Origin of the sequence: Snodgrassella sp. CFCC 13594 (assembly GCF_001590725.1) — a bacterium.
Taxonomy (GTDB): domain Bacteria; phylum Pseudomonadota; class Gammaproteobacteria; order Burkholderiales; family Neisseriaceae; genus Snodgrassella.
Genome location: NZ_LQXR01000002.1, coordinates 74,469 through 96,113, shown reverse-complemented (window position 1 = coordinate 96,113; position 21,645 = coordinate 74,469). Strand labels below are relative to the sequence as shown.

Annotated in this window: 13 protein-coding genes, 1 other RNA gene and 4 pseudogenes; 13 read left to right on the top strand and 5 right to left on the bottom strand. The window is 50.5% G+C overall.

Annotation, left to right across the window (positions count from 1 at the left end; translation table 11 throughout):
- Positions 1-10: 10 nt before the first annotated feature.
- Positions 11-760: an electron transfer flavoprotein subunit beta/FixA family protein gene (locus tag A2F46_RS02125; RefSeq protein WP_066566038.1), complete on the bottom strand. Its 750-nt coding sequence runs from the start codon at positions 758-760 to the stop codon at positions 11-13.
- A 221-nt stretch (positions 761-981) separates the two neighbouring features.
- Between A2F46_RS02125 and tsaA the strand changes: the two are divergent.
- The 3 genes and pseudogenes from tsaA to A2F46_RS02110 all read left to right on the top strand — a co-directional run bounded on the left by tsaA (position 982) and on the right by A2F46_RS02110 (position 3,371).
- Positions 982-1,685 (top strand): annotated as a pseudogene (gene tsaA, locus A2F46_RS02120) (tRNA (N6-threonylcarbamoyladenosine(37)-N6)-methyltransferase TrmO).
- A gap of 300 nt (positions 1,686-1,985) precedes the next feature.
- Positions 1,986-2,901 (top strand): annotated as a pseudogene (lpxC, locus tag A2F46_RS02115) (UDP-3-O-acyl-N-acetylglucosamine deacetylase).
- A gap of 110 nt (positions 2,902-3,011) precedes the next feature.
- Positions 3,012-3,371: a hypothetical protein gene (locus A2F46_RS02110; protein WP_066566037.1), complete on the top strand. Its 360-nt coding sequence runs from the start codon at positions 3,012-3,014 to the stop codon at positions 3,369-3,371.
- A gap of 318 nt (positions 3,372-3,689) precedes the next feature.
- On the opposite strand, the gene A2F46_RS02105 is transcribed toward A2F46_RS02110, so the two are convergent.
- A complete protein-coding gene (locus tag A2F46_RS02105) occupies positions 3,690-4,643 on the bottom strand; it encodes a D-2-hydroxyacid dehydrogenase (protein WP_066566035.1) in 954 nt (317 codons plus the stop codon).
- 140 nt (positions 4,644-4,783) lie between these two features.
- On the opposite strand from A2F46_RS02105, the gene A2F46_RS02100 reads away from it, so the two are divergent.
- From A2F46_RS02100 to A2F46_RS02060, 8 genes and pseudogenes are all read left to right on the top strand, one after another.
- Entirely contained in the window at positions 4,784-5,113 is a 330-nt protein-coding gene (locus A2F46_RS02100; protein ID WP_066566033.1) for an FKBP-type peptidyl-prolyl cis-trans isomerase, read from the top strand.
- A gap of 7 nt (positions 5,114-5,120) precedes the next feature.
- Positions 5,121-5,453, top strand: coding sequence for a zinc ribbon domain-containing protein YjdM (locus A2F46_RS02095; RefSeq protein ID WP_066566429.1), 333 nt, complete (start codon positions 5,121-5,123; stop codon positions 5,451-5,453).
- Positions 5,454-5,636: 183 nt separating this feature from the next.
- Positions 5,637-7,040 carry a tRNA uridine-5-carboxymethylaminomethyl(34) synthesis GTPase MnmE gene (mnmE, locus tag A2F46_RS02090; RefSeq protein ID WP_066566029.1) on the top strand — a complete coding sequence of 468 codons (1,404 nt, stop codon included), beginning with the start codon at positions 5,637-5,639 and terminating at the stop codon, positions 7,038-7,040.
- Positions 7,041-7,219: 179 nt separating this feature from the next.
- A pseudogene (locus A2F46_RS02080) lies at positions 7,220-8,317 on the top strand (IS3 family transposase).
- Between the two features lie 503 nt (positions 8,318-8,820).
- A complete protein-coding gene (locus A2F46_RS02075) occupies positions 8,821-10,548 on the top strand; it encodes a class I SAM-dependent DNA methyltransferase (RefSeq protein WP_066566419.1) in 1,728 nt (575 codons plus the stop codon).
- Positions 10,538-11,953, top strand: coding sequence for a restriction endonuclease subunit S (locus A2F46_RS02070; RefSeq protein WP_066566025.1), 1,416 nt, complete (start codon positions 10,538-10,540; stop codon positions 11,951-11,953). The genes A2F46_RS02075 and A2F46_RS02070 overlap by 11 nt, the downstream gene beginning before the upstream one ends.
- Positions 11,950-13,995, top strand: coding sequence for an RNA-binding domain-containing protein (locus A2F46_RS02065; protein ID WP_066566024.1), 2,046 nt, complete (start codon positions 11,950-11,952; stop codon positions 13,993-13,995). Before A2F46_RS02070 ends, A2F46_RS02065 begins: the two co-directional genes overlap by 4 nt.
- 4 nt (positions 13,996-13,999) lie before the next feature.
- The gene (locus tag A2F46_RS02060; RefSeq protein ID WP_066566023.1) at positions 14,000-17,149 is read left to right on the top strand and encodes a type I restriction endonuclease subunit R; all 3,150 of its coding nucleotides are present in this window, start codon (positions 14,000-14,002) and stop codon (positions 17,147-17,149) included.
- Between the two features lie 126 nt (positions 17,150-17,275).
- On the opposite strand, the gene A2F46_RS02055 is transcribed toward A2F46_RS02060, so the two are convergent.
- The 3 genes from A2F46_RS02055 to rnpB all read right to left on the bottom strand — a co-directional run bounded on the left by A2F46_RS02055 (position 17,276) and on the right by rnpB (position 20,041).
- Positions 17,276-18,091 carry a PPK2 family polyphosphate kinase gene (locus A2F46_RS02055; RefSeq protein WP_066566021.1) on the bottom strand — a complete coding sequence of 272 codons (816 nt, stop codon included), beginning with the start codon at positions 18,089-18,091 and terminating at the stop codon, positions 17,276-17,278.
- Complete coding sequence (locus A2F46_RS02050) at positions 18,088-19,539, bottom strand: MFS transporter (RefSeq protein ID WP_066566020.1); 1,452 nt, start codon at positions 19,537-19,539, stop codon at positions 18,088-18,090. Before A2F46_RS02050 ends, A2F46_RS02055 begins: the two co-directional genes overlap by 4 nt.
- A gap of 148 nt (positions 19,540-19,687) precedes the next feature.
- Positions 19,688-20,041, bottom strand: an RNA gene (rnpB, locus tag A2F46_RS02045) — RNase P RNA component class A.
- A 167-nt stretch (positions 20,042-20,208) separates the two neighbouring features.
- Between rnpB and A2F46_RS02040 the strand changes: the two genes are divergently transcribed.
- Positions 20,209-20,484, top strand: coding sequence for a metal/formaldehyde-sensitive transcriptional repressor (locus A2F46_RS02040; RefSeq protein WP_066566018.1), 276 nt, complete (start codon positions 20,209-20,211; stop codon positions 20,482-20,484).
- 33 nt (positions 20,485-20,517) lie between these two features.
- Positions 20,518-21,629 (top strand): annotated as a pseudogene (locus A2F46_RS02035) (S-(hydroxymethyl)glutathione dehydrogenase/class III alcohol dehydrogenase).
- Positions 21,630-21,645 lie beyond the last annotated feature (16 nt).

Sequence of the window (21,645 nt, the reverse complement as noted above, 5' to 3'; positions counted from 1 at the left end):
GGCATTCTCCTTAAATCACTTTGGCTTCATTTTTCAACTTGGCCACCAATTCAGCCACGCTATCCACTTTGATACCGGCACTGCGTGATTTAGGCTCTGCCACTTTAATCTGTTGCAAACGAGGCGTCACATCTACACCTAAATCCGCCACTGTTTTTTTCTCCAATGGCTTTTTCTTCGCTTGCATGATATTAGGTAATTTAACATAACGCGGTTCATTCAGCCGTAAATCCGTACTAATAACCGCAGGCAGTCTTAATGCAATGGTTTCCAATCCCCCATCAATTTCACGGGTAATCACTGCTTCACCATCATTCAATTCAACCTTACTCGCAAAAGTGCCTTGTGGCGCATTCAATAAGGCAGCCAGCATTTGCGGTGTTTGATTGGCATCGTCATCAATAGCCTGTTTGCCCAACAACAACACATCTGGTTGCTCGCTTTGTGCCACTGCATGAAGTAATTTAGCCACTGCTAAAGGGGCTAATGTTTCATCAGTCTCAACATGAATGGCTCGGTCAGCACCCATCGCCAAAGCCGTACGCAATGTTTCCTCACATTGTTTTACACCCAAAGAAACCACCACAATTTCACTGATCTTGCCTGCTTCTTTTAAGCGGACAGCTTCTTCAACTGCAATCTCATCAAAGGGATTCATCGACATTTTAACGTTGCTGATATCCACATCAGAACCATCCGATTTAACACGGACTTTAACGTTGTAATCAACTACCCGTTTTACTGCAACCAGTGCTTTCATCTAGCCTCCTTTATAATTTGGATGTGCCAATATCTTTAAATAAATCGGCTCATTATATTTAATTTGTTAGAAAATCGCACAGCAACTCCCGCGATATGGTATCAGAAAAACCATGAAATTAACTAATTCTCGCTGCAATGCAGCATTTTAAATAAATTTTAATATCTTGATTAATTTATAAAAACTTATTCTTCTTTTATCAATTACAGTGCTGACAACCCATGAATAATGATACTCATCCTTTTACCATAACCCCCATAGGTTATGTGACCTCCCCTTACAAACAAAAATTTGGATTGCCTAGCAACCTGGCTTAGTCCCCAAAGCCAAAATTCATATTCAATTAACAGCCGAATTTACACCGGAATGCGTTCGCGGTTTAAATGAATTTGACTATGTTTGGGTTCAATTTGTGTTTCATGCTGCCATTGCTGAAGGTTGGTTACCATTGATTCGGCCTCCTAAATTGGGAGGTCGTAAAAAAATAGGGGTATTCGCAACGCGAAGTCCTCATCGACCCAACCATTTGGGTTTGTCTTTATTGAAATTAGAAAACATTGAAATTGATGAGCATCATCAAGTAACTTTAATTCTCAGTGGCGCTGATTTACTGGATAAAACACCGGTTGTCGACATTAAACCTTATTTGGCTTACGTTGAAGCAAAGCCTGAAGCAAGAAGCAGTTTTGCCCATGAAAGGCCTTTACTTGAGTCAATTTGGTCTTCAAAAGCCAAAGAACAATTAGTGCAATGGTCTATCCCTGTGGATTTTAAAATATTGGTTGAACAAAGTTTGGCCCAAGATCCAAGGCCTGCCCATCAACATCACAAAGATAAAATATTTGTGATGCAACTTGCTGATTTTGATGTTTTGTTTGAAGTTCATAATGAATCCGCATTAATTTTAGAATTAAGACAAAGATAATTAACTCTTTTTATATTATTAATAATAAAAAGATGAAGAAGAGAATGAAGGCATAATAGATAGGGATAATGCTTTTTTCTATTAATAAAACAATAAATTAAGATTGGATAACCAGTGTAATATGCAGGCGGATAGACTGTGGATTAATATGGATAATTTTTAAAGTATGGGTTTAGCCTGTGTATAAATAAAAGATATCCTTCTTCATAGCGGCCATTTATCTTCATTTTTAGAATTTTTAACCGCTTGAAATCATGAATTCCCTTAGAATGAACGCAATTGTCCTATTAAGGAATTGCGATGCTACAAAGAACTTTGGCCAAAGGCATTAGTGTGACTGGGGTGGGCCTGCATTCAGGAGAGCGTGTGGCTTTAACCTTAAGTCCTGCAGCGGAAAATACAGGTATTCGCTTTCGTCGCACTGATTTGTCGGGCAAACAAGGCGAGCCTGTGCCATTGAGCCCCAATTTAATCAATGACACTCGTCTTTCTTCGACAATCGTCACCAAAGATGGGGTGCGCATTGGTACCATTGAACACATTATGTCGCTTTTGCCGCTTATGGTGTTGACAACATTTTGGTGGAATTGAATGCCCCTGAAATTCCAATCATGGATGGTTCCAGCTTGCCCTTTATTTACTTGCTTGAAGATGCAGGGATTGTGGACCAAAATGCAGAAAAACGCTTTATCCGCATTAAGCAAGCTGTTCGGGTTGAAGACCCAGGAAAGTGGGTGCAATTTACCCCGTATGAAGGTTTTAAAGTCAGCCTCACCATTGATTTTGATCATCCGGTTTTTAATTGCACCAATCAGACCTTTCATATTGATTTTGCGGGTCAATCCTATATAGATGAAATTGCCCGGGCGCGCACTTTTGGATTTATGCAGGAAATGGAATTAATGCGTAGCCACAATTTGGGCTTGGGTGGTAATTTGAATAATGCCATTGTGATTGATGATACAGATGTTTTAAATCCAGATGGGCTTCGTTACAGTGATGAATTTGTACGCCACAAAACTTTGGATGCTATTGGCGATTTATATGTATTGGGGCACCCAATTATTGGTGCTTTTGAAGGATTTAAATCTGGCATGCCATCAACAATGCGTTGTTACGTAAATTAATGGATTTGCCTGAGGCTTATGAATGGGTTACGTTTCCTCATAATAAAGATTTACCTGCCGCATTCCATGGTTTACCTCAGGCTGCCTGAAGTCAAGGGAAGTGTTTAATGATTTAACTTCTGCTAAAATCAAAAAAAGATGTTTGTGATATGGGCTGCCTGAATAGCTTGTTGAATAACCCTAATTTAGGAACAGTGGGATGGATTACGATAATGCAGTAGCGCAGCTATTGAATGTGGATGGCGCTTTGGCTGTTGGGGTGGTTGATTATGATAGCGGTATGCTTTTGGCTGGCACCGGCTCAGCGCGTATTGATTTAGAAATTGCAGCGGCCAGCAATACAGAAGTAATGCGCTCAAAATTAAAAACCATGGAAATGCTGGGTATTAAAGATGAGATCGAAGATATTTTGATTACTTTAGAAAGGCAATATCATTTGATCCGCCCTTTAAAAAAACATGAAGGTTTATTTCTCTATGCCGTATTGGATAAAAGCAAAGCCAATTTAGCATTGTCTCGTCGGGCTTTGTTGGATATGGAACGAGAATTAGACGTTTAGTTGATTTAGCTATAAAAAAGGCTGCTTGAATCTTTCAGGCAGCCTTTTTTTGTGGATGTATAAAAATGATTGCCTTTTTTAAAAGCCATAGATAAATAATCTATTCTTATATTTAATTAATAAATAGATGAAGAAATAGAAAGAATATCATTTTGGGGATAGTAAAAATAAATAACATTAAATCATGAATTTATGGAAATTCTAAATGTTGCAAATCATAATTTAGCGTGGTGGATAAAAAGGGATAAAAACTACATAAAGATAAAGTGCTGTGGATAACGTTATCATTGATCTTGGGTTATCCACAGTTTTGAGGTATTAACCCACGACGTTTTGTGGTTTTCCCTGAACAAAAGCATTGATGTTGTCTTGAAGCATACCAAATAATCGTTGCATGGCTTCTTCACTGCCCCATGCCATGTGAGGAGTGACAATCAAATTGGGTAGGGATTGGGACAACAATGGGTTACCCGATTGGGGAGGTTCTTCCGTTAGTACATCGACTCCCGCACCGGCCAATTGACCATAAGTAATGGCGTCTAGCAGCGCTTGTTCATCAACAAGCCCACCGCGACCCACATTAATTAATAAGGCGCGGGATTTCATATTTTGCAATTCAGTGCTGCTTATCATGTGCCGAGTTTGGTTGTTGAGTGGACAATGTAGCGAAATTACATCGGCCTTTTGTAGTACTTCATCAAAAGGGACATAGCCATCTCGACAACCATTGGCGTGTTTGTGTTCGCCCCATAATATGGTCATTCCAAATGCTTCTGCGCGCTGAGCCAGTGCCTGACCAATACCGCCGCGGCCAAAAATCCCTAACGTTTTGCCGTTTAAATCGCGGATAGGCGCGCCAAAATAGCAGAAAAAAGGACTGCTTTGCCATAGCCCCGCCGCTACATCGCGTTGATAAGCAGGCAATTGGCGCATCAAGGCAATCATCAGCATAAATGCATGCTCTGCCACCGTATCATTGCCGTATGCACGAATGTTACAAACCACCACGCCGCATTCTTGAGCTGCTTTTAAGTCCACATGTTCATAACCGGTAGCAGCCACTGCAATCAATTGCAAATTCGGGCTATTTCGAATGGCATTCGCATCAATTTTTACTTTATTGGTGACGATAATATTGGCCTTGGCTATCCGTGAAGATACTTGGTCGGCATTGGTATGGTCATGAGCAGTAATGTGGTGGGGAAAATCCAAGTTTAAATTTTGGTCGGGTAAGGTTGCCTGATCTAAAACAACAATTTCAATGGGATTCATCTTGTTCTCCTGTGGGCGATAAAATTTATTTTACTGATAATTGCGTGTTTGTGTTTGTGTCTGCGCATCATAGGAGCTGCTTCTAATTTGTGATAGAGTTGGCGCAGCCATAATTAATTAAATGAGATGAGGGACAAAGCATGAGTTTGCAAATTGAAGACATTGAAGTTGGCACCGGCGATGAGGCTGTTAAAGGCAGTGAAATTACGGTGCATTACAGCGGCTGGTTAGCTGATGGCACCCAATTTGATTCCAGCATTGAACGCAAGCAGCCTTTGAGTTTTGTATTGGGTGAAGGCATGGTAATACAGGGTTGGGATAAAGGTTTTGATGGCATGAAAGTGGGCGGTAAGCGCAAGCTCACGATTCCGCCGGAAATGGCTTATGGGAGCCGGGGCGCAGGTGGTGTGATTCCCCCCAATGCCATGTTGGTATTTGAAGTTGAGCTGCTTCGCGTGGAAGCAGATTGAGATGGGCATGGATTACCCCAATTGTATTCAATGTGATTCCCAATTAACCTATCATGATGGTGCACAATTGGTTTGTCCCGAATGTGGGCATGAGTGGTTAGAAACCACCACAACCGATGTTGATGATGGATTTATGGTTAAAGATGCGCATGGTACAGTGTTGAATGATGGCGACACCGTGGTATTGATTAAAGATTTAAAGGTCAAAGGCAGCACACAAGTCATCAAACAAGGTACTAAGGTCAAAAACATTCGTCTTCAGGATGGCGATCACAATATTGCCTGCAAAATTGACGGATCGGGCATGAATCTCAAATCCGAATTTGTTAAAAAATCGTAGCCTTAATCTTTGTGTGGTTTCAGGCAGCCTGACGTTGACATTGTGAATGAGGTTGAAAGGGTTTTGTTGTGTGCAAACCCAAATCGTTTTTTTATGAATTTCGGGCTGCTGTATCCATGTGCGCCATAATACACTGTGAATGGTGCAGCCTATTTGAATTCTTCAAGATATGAATCAGGTGTGATGATGGCGGTGAATCCGACAATTGTGGCCATTGCTACTGCGCCCGGGCGCGGCGGCGTGGGTGTGGTGCGCTTATCTGGCAAAGATTTATTGCCACTGGCGCAAACATTGAGTGGTGGTAAAACCCCAAAACCCCGCCAAGTTTTGTACACGGATTTTTTGGATGAGGCGAGCCAAATCATTGATAACGGGTTAATGCTGTATTTCACTGCCCCTGCCAGCTTTACTGGTGAAGATGTGATTGAATTACAAGGGCATGGCGGGCCTGTGGTGTTGACCATGTTATTGAACCGTTGTTTACAGCTGGGCGCACGTTTGGCGGAGCCAGGGGAGTTTACCAAACGGGCCTTTCTCAACAATAAATTGGATTTGGCCCAAGCCGAAAGCGTGGCTGATTTGATTGATGCCACCAGCCAATCAGCTGCACGCATGGCGGTGCGTAGTTTGAAAGGCGCATTTTCGGAACGCATCCATGCATTGGTGGATGAGCTGATTACGTTGCGAATGCTGGTGGAAGCCACCCTTGATTTTCCCGAGGAAGACATTGATTTTCTCGAAGCTGCCAATGCCAAAGGAAAATTGGCCCACATTCGGCAGCAAGTGGATGGGGTGTTGGCACAAGCTGAGCAAGGTGCGCTGTTGCGCGAAGGCATGAAGGTGGTATTGGTGGGTGCGCCTAATGTGGGTAAATCCAGCTTGCTCAATGCCTTGGCTGGGGATGATGTGGCCATAGTGACCGACATTGCTGGCACCACTCGCGACACCGTACGTGAACAAATTGTGTTGGATGGTGTCCCTGTTCATATTATTGATACTGCGGGTCTGCGCGATACCGAGGATGTGGTTGAAAAAATCGGCATTGAGCGCAGCCACAAGGCCGTGCGTGAAGCCGATGTGGCTTTGGTTTTGGTGGATCCGCGTGAGGGTATCAATCACAAAACCCAAATGATTTTGCATTCGTTGCCCTCAACCCTAAAGAAAATTGAAATTCACAATAAAATTGACTTAACGGGTGAACCGGAAGGCTATGTTTCACGTGAAACGCGAGCGAATGACGATGAGCTATATTCAGGCAACCTCAATGCATGGACCAATGCAGATACCGTGATGGCGTTGTCTGCCAAAACAGGCGCTGGCTTGGCTGCCTTAAAGCAAGCATTGCTGCTGCAGGTGGGTTGGCAAGGAGAAAGTGAGGGCTTGTTTTTGGCACGACAGCGCCACTTACAGGCTTTGCAACAGGCTCAAGATGAATTGGGAAATGCCGCTTTGTGTGATGATAATCACATTGAATTATTGGCCGAGCATCTGCGCTTAGCACAAAATGCGCTGAATAACATCACCGGTGAATTTACAGCGGATGATTTATTGGGCGTGATATTTAGTCGTTTTTGCATCGGGAAGTAACACTGCGTCCGTAAGCGGTTACTCACCCCGCATAACTGCCTGTTATGCGGGATTTTTTGTTCCATTAATGTCTATTCGCTTCCACCGAGAGCCAGGGATTCTTGTGCCGGTAATCCCCCCTTTAAATAAGTGCAGCATTAAGTAGAATTTTCTCGTAATCTATACGTAGGAGATTTTGCATGAAACAGTCACGATTTACCGATAGCCAAATCATTGCTATCTTGAAGCAGGCAGAAACTGGAACACCTGTACCAGAAGTGTGCCGAGAGCATGGCATCAGCTTTGCCACCTTCTACAAATGGCGCTCCAAATACGCAGGTATGGATGCATCTTTGATGGCCAGAATGCGGGCGTTGGAAGCCGAAAATACCCGTTTGAAGAAGATGTATGCTGAAGAGCGGCTCAAAGCGGAAATTATTCAGGAGGCCATGGCAAAAAAGTGGTGAAGCCATCTTTGCGCAAGAAGATGGCGTATGAGGCGGTCCAACACAAGGCTGTCAGTATACGTTTTGCCTGTGCTGCATTCCAAATCAGCGAAACTTGCTACCGCCACCAACACCAATTGTCGGATGGCAATGCCTTAATCATTCGTTGGTTATTGGCGTTAACGCAGGAGCACTGCGATTGGGGATTCGGACTGTGCTTTGCCTATATTCGTAACGTACAAGGTTTGCGCTTCAATCACAAACGGGTATATCGGATTTATTGTGAATTGGCTTTAAATCTGCGGATTAAGCCCAAACGGCGCATCAAGCGGCCTGTACCGGATGTATTGAAGCAGCCTGGTCATACCAATGACATTTGGTCTTTGGATTTCATGCATGATCAAATGAGCGATGGCCAAAGCTATCGTTTGTTGAACATTATTGATGATTACAAACGCGAAGGCTTGGCGATGGAGGTGGGCTTGTCGCTGCCGGCCAGCCGGGTGATACGGACGCTGAATCAGCTGTTAGAATACCATACCACACCACAAGCCATACGCTGTGATAATGGACCTGAGTTTACCAGTCATGAATTTCAATCTTGGGCCACACAAAAAGGCATCCGAATTGAATACATCCAACCTGGCAAGCCACAGCAAAACGCTTATATTGAACGCTATAACCGCACCGTTCAGGTATGGCTTGTTAAATCAGTATTTGTTTAGGAATTTGGAAGACATTCAGGATTGTGCTACCCGTTGGTTATGGTTTTACAATCATGAAAGGCCACATCAGGCCAATGGTGGTAAGCCACCGCTGATGGGTTGTGATTCTACTGAAACCTGCCATTAGATATGGGAAGGTTACCTGCCCACGGACGATTTCATGGGTGCCTTAGTTCATTTTTTGAATTAAAAATAATACTAAAAAGACACATATATAGAGTATAAAAAAATAGACAGTATAGGGTTTGTATGGGCACACTCAAACAAAAATGAGTTTAGCCTATTAATTATCAAAATATTACACGCATACTTCATGGGCATAGAGGCAGGTGAGGAATGATTCTTCCTGATACCAAGCTAATGGGTAGGTCCGTTGCCCCTTGGTTGCCATTCCCTTACCCCCTGCCTTTTCCTTTGTGGCAGGCATTTATGATCGACGATGACTGCCCAATACTGATACAATTTTGAATTAACATGTCATTGGATTTTTGATCATGAAGCGCTGTATTGCGGGTATCTGGCGGCCAGAAGGTTTACCACCACAGGGAAACGAAACACCCAGCGGCCATCAAGCGGCAAGCCAACGAGACCCGCAAGGAAGACAAGCATGACGCAATACGGGACAAAGACATGAGACCCATCGAACAACAGTTCTTCAACGACCTGGAAAAGAAGCTCTGGACTGCTGCCGACAAGCTGCGCTCCAACCTCGATGCCGCCGTGTACAAGCACGTCGTGCTCGGGCTGATCTTCCTCAAGTACGTCTCCGACGCCTTCGAAGAACGGCAACGCGAACTGCGCGAACAGTTCACCAACCCTGAGCACGACTATTACATGGACCCGGCCGAATACGGCGGCGCGGGTACGCAGGAGTACGAAGAAAACATCGCCGCCGAGCTGGAAGTCCGCGACTACTACACCGAGAAGAACGTGTTCTGGGTGCCAGTGGAGGCCCGCTGGCAAACCCTGCGCGATTGCGCGCAACTGCCGCCCAAAGCGGCGCTGCCGTGGAACAAGCCCGGCAAGGACGAACCGGAGGAAATGCGCTCGGTCGGCTGGCTGATCGACAACGCCATGGAAGCCGTCGAGCGCGAGAATGCCCGCCTGAAGAACGTGCTCAACAAGGACTTCGCCCGTGTGCAGCTCGATTCCAGCAAGCTGGCCGGGCTGATCAGTCACTTCTCGGATACCGACTTCGCTGCCCGCGAATACAAGGGCCAGCCGCTGAACCTGAAATCCAAGGACATCCTCGGCCACGTCTACGAATACTTCCTCGGCCAGTTCGCCCTGGCCGAAGGCAAGAAGGGCGGCCAGTACTACACGCCCAAGAGCATCGTCACCCTGATCGTGGAAATGCTCCAGCCGTTCAAGGGCCGCGTGTACGACCCGGCCATGGGCTCCGGCGGCTTCTTCGTGCAAAGCGAAGAGTTCATCGAGCAGCACAGTGGCAAACCCACCAACGGCCAAGGCAAAAAAGCGACCGGGCAGATCAGCGTCTACGGGCAGGAGAGCAACCCCACCACCTGGCGGCTGGCCGCGATGAACATGGCCATCCGCGGCATCGACTTCAACTTCGGCAGTGGCCCGGCCGACACCCTGCTGAACGACCTGCACCCGGACCTGCGCGCCGACTTCGTCATGGCCAACCCGCCCTTCAACATGAAGGAATGGTGGGACGAAAAGCTGGCCAGCGACCCACGCTGGATCGCCGGCACGCCTCCACAGGGCAACGCCAACTTCGCCTGGTTGCAGCACATGCTCTGGCACCTGGCGCCCACCGGCAGCATGGCGCTGTTGCTGGCCAACGGCTCCATGAGTTCCAACACCAACAACGAAGGCGAAATCCGCAAGCGGCTGGTCGAAGACGACTACGTGGAATGCATGGTCGCGCTGCCCGGCCAGTTGTTCACCAATACCCAGATTCCCGCCTGCATCTGGTTCCTGACCCGCGACAAGCAGAACGGCTTCGCGCTGGACAAGAAGAAACGCGACCGGTGCGGTGAGTCCCTGTTTATCGACGCCCGCCAGATGGGCTACATGAAAGACCGCGTACTGCGCGACTTCACCCCGGACGACATCAAGAAAATCGCCGATACCTTCCATGCCTGGCAGCAGGGCGAAGGGTATGAGGATGTGCCGGGCTTTTGCCATTCCGCCAAGCTGGACGAAATCCGCAAGCATGAACATGTGCTGACACCGGGACGCTATGTGGGCGCGGCGGAGCAGGAAGAAGACGGCGAGCCCTTTGCCGACAAGATGCAGCGGCTGACTGCGCAATTAGCGGAGCAGTTTGTGGAAAGTGCCAAGCTGGAAGCTGAGATCAAGCGGAACTTGGCGGGGCTGGGTTATGGAGTTTGAAAAACTTTTGGTTTCTGAGTTGCTTGAATCTGGCGACCTCGAGATGGTTCAAGATGGTAACCATGGTGGAAGCTATCCGGAAGTTACTGAGTTTGTTGATTCTGGAATACCTCTTATCACAGGTGCTTGCATTAGCAATGGTCGGATTGATTTTTCAAAGGCAAATTTTTTAACGGAAGCTCGCGCATCGCGATTAAGGGTTGGTTTTGCGAGAGTTGGAGATGTATTGCTGTCGCACAAGGGGACAATGGGAAAAACTGCAATTGTTCCTGAGCTGAGCACGCAGTATCTAATATTAAATCCACAGCTTACCCTGTATAGAGTCAAGCGGAACGGAAGGCTCAACAATAGATTTTTAAAGTATTACTTTGATTCAAGTATTTTTCAGGGCTTTGTGGAAAGAATATCTGCAACATCGACAATTAATACATTGTCGATAACTGAGCAGCGGAAAATGAAAATTCCAGTGCCTCCACTTGAATTTCAAAACTATGTTGCTGATGTTGTAGGTGTGCTTGACGACAAGATCGACCTCAATCGCCGCATCAACCAAACCCTCGAAGCCATGGCGCAAGCCATCTTCAAATCCTGGTTTGTCGATTTCGACCCGGTCAAGGCCAAGATCGCCGCCATCGAACAAGGCGAAGACCCGCTGCACGCCGCCATGCGCGCCATCAGCGGCAAGACCGACTTTGAGCTCGACCAGATGCCCCGCGAGCACCACGACCAACTCGCCGCCACCGCCACACTGTTTCCCGATGCCGTGGAAGAGTCGGAGTTGGGGGAGATTCCGAAGGGGTGGGAGATCAATCACATTAGCCAATTTGGTAGTGTGGTTTGCGGAAAAACCCCATCAAAGGCAAACCCAGAATATTTTGGCATTGGCATTCCATTTATAAAAATTCCAGACATGCACAACAGTGTGTATGTAATAAATCCATCCGATCAATTAAGTGCACTTGGCTCTGCATCGCAAGCAAAGAAAACCATTCCCGCTGGCTCAATCTGCGTAAGTTGCATTGCGACAGTGGGCAAAGTGGTAATAACGCATGAACCATCACAAACAAATCAACAAATAAATACCATCGTCCCGAATTTTTCTGAATACACGGTTTATTTGTATTTCCAAATGAGAGAAAAAGAAAAAGAATTTCATGATTTGGCAAGTGGTGGCAGTGCCACTTTAAACATGAACACGTCGACCTTTTCAAAGGTAAGCGTTCTGATGCCAAATTTTGAAATATTGGGGAAATTTAGTTCTTTCGTAGCGCCACTATTTAGTGAGATTTTGTCGAGACAAAAAGAGTCTGCGTTTCTTTCAGAGGTCCGCGACACCCTCCTCCCCAAACTCCTCTCCGGCGAGCTGTCTGTCGATCACCTCTCTGCGGAGGCTGAGACCACATGATTGACTTGACCTCTTTGGACGATCTTTCCCTGCTGCGTGAATCTGTCTCGCTCGAATGCAAACTGGCCAATGGCCGTGATGGCAAGGGAGCATTGCCGGAGGATTTTTGGCCCACCTACAGCGCGATGGCCAATACCGAAGGCGGCATCGTGATTCTGGGCATGCGTGAGCGCAAGGGACAGTTCGAGCCGGAGGGCATCGAGAACCTTGCCAAGGTACGCGCGGAACTGTTCAACAACCTGAACAACCGCCAGAAGGTCAGCGTCAACCTGCTGAGCGACGCGCAGGTGCGCGAGTGGGCCATGGATGGCAAGACCTTGATGGTCGTGGAAATTCCCCGCGCCCGCCGTCAGCAGCGCCCCGTGCACCTGACCCGCAATCCGTTGGACGGCAACACCTATCGCCGTTTGAATGAAGGCGACCGGCCTCTACCAGATGAAGAGGTCAAGCGCATGCTGGCCGAACAGGTAGAAGACAGTCGGGACGACCGCATCCTGCGCAACTACGGATTCGATGATCTGGACATGGGTACCTTTCGCGCGTATCGGCAGATGTTTGCCAACCGTGATCCCGGTCACCCATGGAATGCGGAAGATGACCTGGCATTTCTGAAAAGAATAGGCGGGTGGCGCAAGGATCGCGAAACCGGCGAAGCCGGGCTGACCCTGGCCGGGCTGTTGATGTTCGGGCAAATGCACACGATTCAGGAGGCGCTGCCGCTCTACATGCTGGATTACCAGGAACGGCCAGAGGCGCGCACGGAGCGGCGCTGGATCGACCGCCTGACGCTGGACGGCAAGTGGTCCGGCAACCTGTACGACTTCTACCGCAAGGTGTATCTGAAGTTGACGGCGGATCTGAAGGTTCCGTTTCAACTGGAGGGTGGCGAGCGCCAGGAAGAAACACCGGTGCATATTGCCTTGCGCGAGGCATTGGCCAATGTGCTGGTGCATGCCGACTACACCGATCGCGCCTCGGTGCTGGTGGTCAAGCGGCCCGACATGTTCGGGTTTCGCAATCCGGGGTTGATGCGCATCCCGGTTGAGGTGGCACTGCATGGAGACGAACCGGATTGCCGCAACCGCGGCCTGCACAAGATGTTCCGCTTCGTGGGCGTGGGAGAACAGGCTGGCACGGGCATTCCACGCATCTTCCAAGGATGGCATTCCCAGCATTGGAAGCCGCCGAAGCTTTATGAATCCTCGGTGCCGTACAACCAGACGCTGCTGGAACTAAGGATGATTGACCTGTTCCCGCCAGATGTCATTGCCGATCTACGAAAGCGGTTCGGAGCACGGTTTGATCAGCTCAAAGATGAGGAGCGCGTGGCCTTGGCGCTGGCGGGTAGCGAGGGAACGGTCAATCATGCCCGCCTGTGTACGGTGTCGGCGGCACACCCTGTGGAGTTGACCCGTATTCTTCAGCACCTCACCCAGATCGGCATGCTGGCTTCTGCTGGCAGTGGACGCGGAGTGGTGTATTTCCTGCCGGGACAGGAGATGCCGACGCCGGATGATGTGTTCGGCCCGGTTCTGATGGCAGATGTGGGCAGCACGCTGCCCGAGGGAGCGAGCTCCTCAGTTTTGCCGGATAGCTCCTCAGTTTTGCCGGATAGCTCCTCAGTTTTGCTGGATAGCTCCTCAGTTTTGCCGGATAGCTCCTCAATTTTGCAACAGCGGGATGAGGACGGCTACCTGCATACCGATCAGTTGCCGCTGCCCGTAATCAACGACCTGGGTCTTCTGTCTGCCTCCTTGCGCCAGCGGCTGGAACAACTGGCAGCCGAGCCCCGGCAAAAGAAAAAAATGAATTACGAGGGGATGGAGAGAGTGATTCTTGCCGTTTGCGAAGGGAACTACCTGACCTTGCAAGCCCTGGCCGAACTGCTCAACCGCAAGCCGGAATCGCTGCGCAATACGTACTTGTCACCGATGGTGCGAGCCAGGGCCTTGAGCCTAGCTTTCCCCGCCACGCCCACGCACGAACGCCAAGCCTATTGCTCGACGCATACCTTGCCTGAAGCCGCGCAGAAGGAAACCTGAACCCATGCTGAATGAGCAACAACTCGAAAGTGCAACCATCGGGTGGTTTGGTGAGTTGGGCTGGAGCTATGCCAATGGTCCGGACATTGCACCCGATGGAGACCAGCCTGCCCGCACCGATTACCGCCAGACGGTGCTGCGCGAAGGCCTGCTGGCAGCACTGGCACGCATCAACCCGCACATCCCCGTCGCGGCGCTGGAACAGGCTACGCACGAACTCCTGACGGTCAGCGAGCCGCTGCTGATCGCACGCAACCGTCACGTGCATAGTTTACTGCTGGCCGGCATTCCGGTTGAGTTTTCAGTGGGCGACGAGAAACGCAGCGACCTGGTCAACCTGATCGACTTCGCCAACCCGCGCAACAACGACTTCCTCCTGGTCAGCCAGTTCACCGTGACCGGCACCAAACAGCCGCGTCGCCCGGACCTGGTGGCCTTCATCAACGGCCTGCCGCTGGCGGTGATCGAGTTGAAAAACCCCGCCAACGAGCAGACCGACATCTGGGATGCCTTCAACCAGATCCAGACCTACAAGGACGAAATCAGCGACCTGTTCAACACCAACGTGACGGTCGTAATCAGCGACGGCTTCACGGCGCGGCTGGGTTCGCTCACGGCCAATCAGGAGCGCATGCAGCCCTGGCGGACGATTGCCGATGAGGATGATCGGCCGTTGCTGGAGTTCGAGCTGGAAACGCTGGTGCGCGGCTTCTTTGAGCCTGCGCTGTTTCTCGACTATGTGCGCCACTTCGTGCTGTTCGAACAGGATGCCGACCACATCATCAAGAAGATCGCGGGCTACCACCAGTTCCATGCGGTGCGCGAGGCGGTGAAGGCCACGGTGATCGCCTCCAGCAGTCCGAACAAGGGCGTGTTGGAAGTGCAGGAGCCGCGTGCCACCTATGGCAAGGAAGTGCGGCCCGGCAGCCGCAAGGCCGGCGTGGTGTGGCATACGCAAGGCTCGGGCAAGAGCATCACCATGGCCTGCTACGCGGGCAAGCTGTTGCAGCAGCCGGAGATGAAAAACCCCACGCTGGTGGTGGTGACGGATCGCAACGATCTGGACGGGCAGTTGTACGGCACCTTTTGCGCTGCCGAAGACCTGCTCCGGCAGACGCCGGTGCAAGCCGGCAGCCGCGAGGAACTGCGCGAGATGCTGGCCTCGCGTGAGGCGGGCGGCATCATCTTCACCACGGTGCAGAAGTTCGCCCTGCTAGACGATGAGGAGCAGCACCCGCTGCTGTCGGGCCGCAGCAATATCGTGGTGATTTCCGACGAAGCGCACCGCAGCCAGTACGGCATGAAAGGGCGGCTGGACACCAAGACCGGCAAGTACGTGTTCGGCTATGCCAAGCACATGCGCGACGCGCTGGCCAACGCCACCTTCATCGGTTTCACCGGCACGCCCATCGCCCTGGAAGACAAGGACACGCGGGCAGTATTCGGTGATTACGTCAGCATCTACGACATTCAGGATGCGGTGGACGATGGCGCCACGGTGCCAATCTTCTATGAAAGCCGCCTGGCCAGGCTGAACGTGAACCAGACCGAGATCGACGCGCTCAATGCCCAGGTGGATGAGGTCATTGAGGACGAGGAAGACATCACCGCCCGCGAAAAGACCAAGAGCGACTGGGCGGCACTGACCAAGCTGGTGGGTGCGCAGCCGCGTCTGACGCAGGTGGCTGCCGATCTGGTGCAGCATTTCGAGACGCGCACGGCCACGCTGGAAGGCAAGGCGATGATCGTGTGCATGAGCCGCGACATCTGCGCCGAGCTGTATAACGCCATCGTTGCCCTGCGTCCGGATTGGCACGACGCCGACCCGGAAAGGGGTGCGATCAAGGTAGTGATGACCGGCTCGGCAGCGGACAAGCCCTTGCTGCAGCCGCACCTTTACAGCCAGCAGGTGAAAAAACGCCTGGAAAAGCGCTTCAAGGATCCGGCGGACCCATTGAAGCTGGTGATCGTGCGCGACATGTGGCTAACCGGCTTCGACGCGCCCTGCTGCCACACCATGTACGTAGACAAGCCCATGAAGGGCCACAACCTGATGCAGGCCATTGCCCGCGTCAACCGGGTGTTTCGCAATAAGCCTGGCGGATTGGTGGTGGATTACATCGGCATCGCCAACGAGCTGAAGGCGGCGCTCAAGACCTACACCGAATCCAAGGGCAAGGGCGACCCGGCGCACAACGCGGCCGAGGCGCTGGCTGTGCTGCTGGAGAGGCTGGACATCGTGCGCGGGCTGATGCACGGCTTCGATTACAGCGGGTTTGAAACCAATGCGATGAAGCTGCTGGTGCCGGTGGCCAACCATATCCTGGGGCTGAAGGACGGCAAACAGCGTTTTCTCGATGCCATGCTGGCGGTGAGCAAGGCGTTTTCGTTGTGCAGCACGCTGGGCAAGGCCACCGCCCTGCGCACGGAGATTGCCTTCTTCGCTGCCGTCAAGGCCGCCATCGTCAAGTTCACCACGGTGGACGGCAAGCGTTCCGACGCGGACAAGAACAGCGCGCTCAAGCAGATACTGGACAACGCCATCGTAGCCGACGGGGTGGCGGACATCTTCGCCCTGGCGGGGCTGGACAAGCCCAACATCGGCCTGCTGTCGGAAGAATTTCTGGAAGACGTGCGCAACATGCCCAGCCGTAACCTGGCGGTGGAACTGCTGGAGAAGCTGCTGCGCGACGAGATCAAGGCCAAATCGCGCAACAACGTGGTGCAGGAGAAGAAGTACGGCGACCGCCTGCTGGAAACCCTGCGCAAGTACCACAACCGGGCGGTGGAGACGGCGCAGGTTATCGAGGAGCTGATCCAGATGGCCAAGGACTTCCAGGCAGCGCTGGAGCGTGAATCAGCACTGGGGCTGAGCCCGGATGAGATCGCCTTCTACGATGCTCTGGCCAACAACGAAAGCGCCGTGCGGGAGTTGGGCGACGATACCTTGAAGAAGATCGCTGTCGAGATCACCGAGAAACTGCGTAACAGCACCACGGTGGATTGGCAGGTACGCGAGAGCGTACGCGCCAAACTGCGGATTCTAGTGCGACGCACGCTGAAGAAGTGGAAGTACCCGCCGGTGGGTGAGGATACCGCCATCGAACTGGTGCTGAAGCAGGCGGAATCACTGTCGAACGTTTGGTCGCAGTGATGGCATTGAGGGATGTTGCGGTGGTTTATCCATGAGGCCTGAATCGTGTGGCTGGATATTGTGTTGATGGGTGTCTGGTACAATACAGCGTTCAGGCAGCCTGTATTTACCAAGACACCCTTTATTTTATTTCACTTTTTTTGGCCACCCGTGGGTATCGACTTGCGGGTAGGTCATGTCCAGTGCCGTGAGCCGCTCGATTAAAATATCGATAATAATTTGGTTGCGGCTGGATTTGGAATCGGCAGGGATGGCATACCATGGGGCAGTTTCGGTCGAAGTGGCTTCGATAACGCGGTTATATTGGTTTTGATAAGCATCCCAGCGTGCTCGGTCTTCCAAATCGCCAGGGTTGAATTTCCAATTTTTTTCGGGTTTGTCCAAGCGTTCTTGCAGTCGGCTGCGCTGCTCTTCTTTGGAAATGTGTAGAAAAAATTTGAGGATGGTGGTGCCGGTTTCACTGAGTAGGCGTTCAAAATCATTGATGTGCGCCAGTCGGCGTTGGCATTCCGTTTCATCGATCCAGCCGCGGACTTGCGTGATTAGCACATCTTCGTAATGGCTGCGATTGAAAATGACCAGTTCACCGGTTTTGGGAACCACTTGGTGCACGCGCCAGAGATAGTCGTGTGCGGCTTCAATCGGCGTGGGCGTTTTAAAGGCTTCGGCCCGAACGCCCAAGGGGTCAATGTTTTGGAAGACTTTGCGAATGGTTCCATCTTTGCCTGCGGTGTCCATGCCTTGGAGAACCACCAAAATTTTGTGCTTGCCCTCTGCATAGAGCATATTTTGCAGTTCATCCAATTTGATCGCTTGTTTGGCCACATAAGCATCGCGTTCTTCTTTGGTGGGCAAAACAGCTTGCTTGTCTAAAGTGGGCAAGTCTTGAATGTTGAAATCGCTATTGGGCTTGATGCGGTACCGTTTTTCCATGGGGGTCATGCAGGATCCTTTGATGGTGGGCTAACTTGAGCGGAGTTATTGTTGTCTGTGCTGTCTGAGCCATCGGTAGGCTGGTCTATTATGGTCGATGGTAAGTCGTGTTCAGGGCTGCCTGAAACGGAATGGTCGATGTCGTTAACTTCTTTATCTGATAAGCCGTCTTCAAGGTTGCCTGAAAACGGTTGCTGCGCTTGTTCTGTATGGTTTTCAGCGTCTGTCGCATTGCCCATGGTGTCGTCGCGGGGATCGAGGTCACCGATAATGGTGCCGCCATTGGCGGGCATGCCCACATACACGCTGCGTTCTTCTGGTGGGATGGGTTTCTGCAACCAAGCAAATACAGATAAAGCCAAGGTGACCATAAAATAGACGCTGTAAAAACCAAAATGATTGGCGTGTTCGGTGACTACACCCAACAATAAAGGCGCCACCAGCGATCCCAAACCATATACAAATAACAAGCTACGGTTGATTTCCACTGCATTCATGAGTTTGGGTTTGACGTCGTTGGCGCGGGCCAAGCTGAGTGAATACAAGGTGAATAAGCAGCTACCAAAAATAAAGGCAGTGATGTAATGGATGCCGATAAAACTGGGTTGTATCTGCATTACGCCCAATGCGCTGATGGCCATGGCGCAAGGAATGGCCGAGCAAAGCATGATGGTGGTGCGCCGCCCAATGCGATTAGATACATAGGCCACAGGGATTTGTGAGATTAAGCCGCCAAACATGGCACACCCCAGATAAACCGAAATTTGGCGTACATTAAATCCTTGTTGCAAAATAAAAACCGAGGCCATGGTAAAGAAACCATTGATTAAAATGCCGGCAGCAAAACTGCCTGCTGTGGCCAAAGGTGCCACCGCTAATACGCGCGGTAAACTGATTTTTTGACGTGGCGGGATGGTGGGTTCGGCCACGCGCGTTAAGCCCACAGGCAACATGGACGCCATCACCAAGATGGCTGCCAGTGTAAAAATATTGTTGCTGGAAAACTTGAAACTCATCAGGGCAATGCCGACAGTAAATGCCACATAAAACACCACTTCATAAATGGCCAAAACTTTGGCACGCTTATCGGCGCTGCTACGCTCGGTAAACCAGCTTTCAACCACCATCAGCAAACTGAAATAACAAAAGCCCAACAAAGCACGTAAACCACCCCAAGCCCAAAAGCTGTCGAACATCATGTGGGCCATGGCGGCAATCGCAAACAGCGCGCCAAATACACCAAAGCTGCGAATGTGGCCCACGCGCGAAATAATGCGGTGCGACACAATGGCGCTGATGGTTGCGCCTCCGAAAAATGCCGCATTGAGCGCACCAATGGCAATATTGCTGACGCCCATTTGTGCCAGCTTAATACCGGCGGAATTCAAAAATAGGCCGTAGCCCGCAAACAGCAAAAATACCGCACAAAACAGTGAAAAAAATTGGCGCGAAGACATAATCAATAGCCGTGGGAGAAAGGATCAGATAGAAAGCAAAAGCCTGACACAGAATGCGCCTGCCTGTAAAGATGGTGCACTGCAAAAGGATAGAGAGACGCCCATGTTGTGGGCAAGATACCCACAGTTGAGATGAAAAGAGAGGGGATATGTCAGTGAATCGGTAAGCCGGGTTCTGTCGTTGGACAGTCATTCCTCTAGGCAATGCATTGCTACATTACTCCAGCAACCTACCCGAATGCTCGGCGAGCCGCGTCAACGCATTCTGTTTGGTCTTGCTCCGAATGGGGTTTAGCCTGCTGCGCGTTGTTGCCAACGGCACGGTGCGCTCTTACCGCACCTTTTCACCCTTACCTGTGCTGCAAGCAGCCATCGGCGGTATTGCTTTCTGTTCCACTTTCCGTCGCCTCGCGGCGCCCGGCCGTTAGCCGGCATTCTGCTCTATGGAGCCCGGACTTTCCTCCCCGTGCGCAAGGCACGCGGCGACTGTCTGACTCACTGACACATCGATTGCCATTGTACCAGACCTCAGGTTAACGCTGTGGGTGCGTTTGTGGGTGTGGCTTTCAGGCAGCCGTGGCTTGGGGGATTGATTTGTGCTTGCGCCCCAGTAGCGTTATGGTTATGATGATTTTCATATACCCCCCAGTAGTATATTAGGAGAAGGTGATGCCCAAACAGGTTGCAGACAAAAAGAAAATGCTGATTCGGGTGCACCGTATTCAGGGGCAGGTTCAGGCCATTGAGCGGGCGCTGGGCGAAGATGTACCTTGTACACAACTATTGCAACAATTGTGTGCCATCCGAGGGGCTATGGATGGCCTAATGCGTGAGTTACTGCAAGTGCATTTAAAAGATGAGTTGGTGGATGGAGACACCACTTCGGCTCAAAGGGCAAAAGCCTTAACCGACATCAACCAAATTTTGACATCGTATTTCCGATAACCCAATAGCGATATTTGATTGAAAGGATGTGTTATGAAATCACGTGCTGCAGTGGCTTTTGTGCCGGGTGAACCATTGAGAATTGTTGAAGTAGACGTTGCGCCCCCCAAAGCGGGTGAAGTATTGGTTAAAATTACCCATACGGGCGTGTGCCACACCGATGCCTTTACCTTGTCTGGTGATGATCCAGAAGGGGTATTTCCTGCGATTTTGGGTCATGAGGGCGCTGGGGTGGTGGTTGAAGTGGGTGAAGGCGTGCACAGCGTGGCACCTGGCGACCATGTGATTCCACTCTACACGGCTGAGTGTGGCGAGTGCTTGTTTTGCCAAAGCGGTAAAACCAATTTGTGTACGGCGGTGCGGGCTACTCAAGGTAAGGGCCTGATGCCCGATGGCACCACCCGCTTTTCTTATGAAGGCAAACCCATTTACCACTATATGGCTGCTCAACATTCAGTGAGTATACGGTGGTGGCTGAGGTATCGTTGGCGAAAATCAATCCCGAAGCGAAGCACGAGGAAGTGTGTTTGTTGGGCTGTGGCGTTACCACCGGCTTGGGTGCGGTGCACAATACCGCTAAAGTGCAGCCGGGTGACAGCGTGGCTGTTTTTGGTTTGGGTGGGATTGGCTTGGCGGTGGTGCAAGGCGCACGGAAAGCCAAAGCGGGTCGGATTATCGCCATTGACACGAATCCAGACAAATTTGCATTGGCCAAGCACTTTGGTGCCACTGATTTTGTGAATCCGAAAGATCATGATCAACCGATCCAAGAGGTCATTGTATCGATGACTGGCTGGGGTGTGGATCATTCTTTTGAATGCATTGGCAATGTGAATGTGATGCGCGCGGCGTTGGAATGCGCTCACCGTGGCTGGGGCCAGTCGGTGGTGATCGGTGTGGCTGGTGCGGGCAAAGAAATCAGCACACGTCCATTTCAATTGGTGACTGGGCGCAGCTGGAAAGGTTCTGCTTTTGGTGGCGTAAAGGGGCGCAGCCAGTTGCCTGGAATGGTAGAAGAAGCGATGAGCGGTGAAATTGAGTTAGCGCCATTTGTGACCCACACTATGCCTTTGGATGACATCAATCACGCTTTTGATTTGATGCACGATGGGCAATCCATTCGCAGCGTGATTCATTTTGATTGATTATTTTCAGGCAGCC

Bases quoted from the DNA above. Each gene is read 5' to 3' on its own strand.
- A2F46_RS02125 (WP_066566038.1), bottom strand. From the start codon at position 760: ATGAAAGCACTGGTTGCAGTAAAACGGGTAGTTGATTACAACGTTAAA.
- A2F46_RS02110 (WP_066566037.1), top strand. From the start codon at position 3,012: ATGGATTACGATAATGCAGTAGCGCAGCTATTGAATGTGGATGGCGCT.
- A2F46_RS02105 (WP_066566035.1), bottom strand. From the start codon at position 4,643: ATGAATCCCATTGAAATTGTTGTTTTAGATCAGGCAACCTTACCCGAC.
- A2F46_RS02100 (WP_066566033.1), top strand. From the start codon at position 4,784: ATGAGTTTGCAAATTGAAGACATTGAAGTTGGCACCGGCGATGAGGCT.
- A2F46_RS02095 (WP_066566429.1), top strand. From the start codon at position 5,121: ATGGATTACCCCAATTGTATTCAATGTGATTCCCAATTAACCTATCAT.
- mnmE (WP_066566029.1), top strand. From the start codon at position 5,637: ATGATGGCGGTGAATCCGACAATTGTGGCCATTGCTACTGCGCCCGGG.
- A2F46_RS02075 (WP_066566419.1), top strand. From the start codon at position 8,821: ATGAGACCCATCGAACAACAGTTCTTCAACGACCTGGAAAAGAAGCTC.
- A2F46_RS02070 (WP_066566025.1), top strand. From the start codon at position 10,538: ATGGAGTTTGAAAAACTTTTGGTTTCTGAGTTGCTTGAATCTGGCGAC.
- A2F46_RS02065 (WP_066566024.1), top strand. From the start codon at position 11,950: ATGATTGACTTGACCTCTTTGGACGATCTTTCCCTGCTGCGTGAATCT.
- A2F46_RS02060 (WP_066566023.1), top strand. From the start codon at position 14,000: ATGCTGAATGAGCAACAACTCGAAAGTGCAACCATCGGGTGGTTTGGT.
- A2F46_RS02055 (WP_066566021.1), bottom strand. From the start codon at position 18,091: ATGACCCCCATGGAAAAACGGTACCGCATCAAGCCCAATAGCGATTTC.
- A2F46_RS02050 (WP_066566020.1), bottom strand. From the start codon at position 19,539: ATGTCTTCGCGCCAATTTTTTTCACTGTTTTGTGCGGTATTTTTGCTG.
- A2F46_RS02040 (WP_066566018.1), top strand. From the start codon at position 20,209: ATGCCCAAACAGGTTGCAGACAAAAAGAAAATGCTGATTCGGGTGCAC.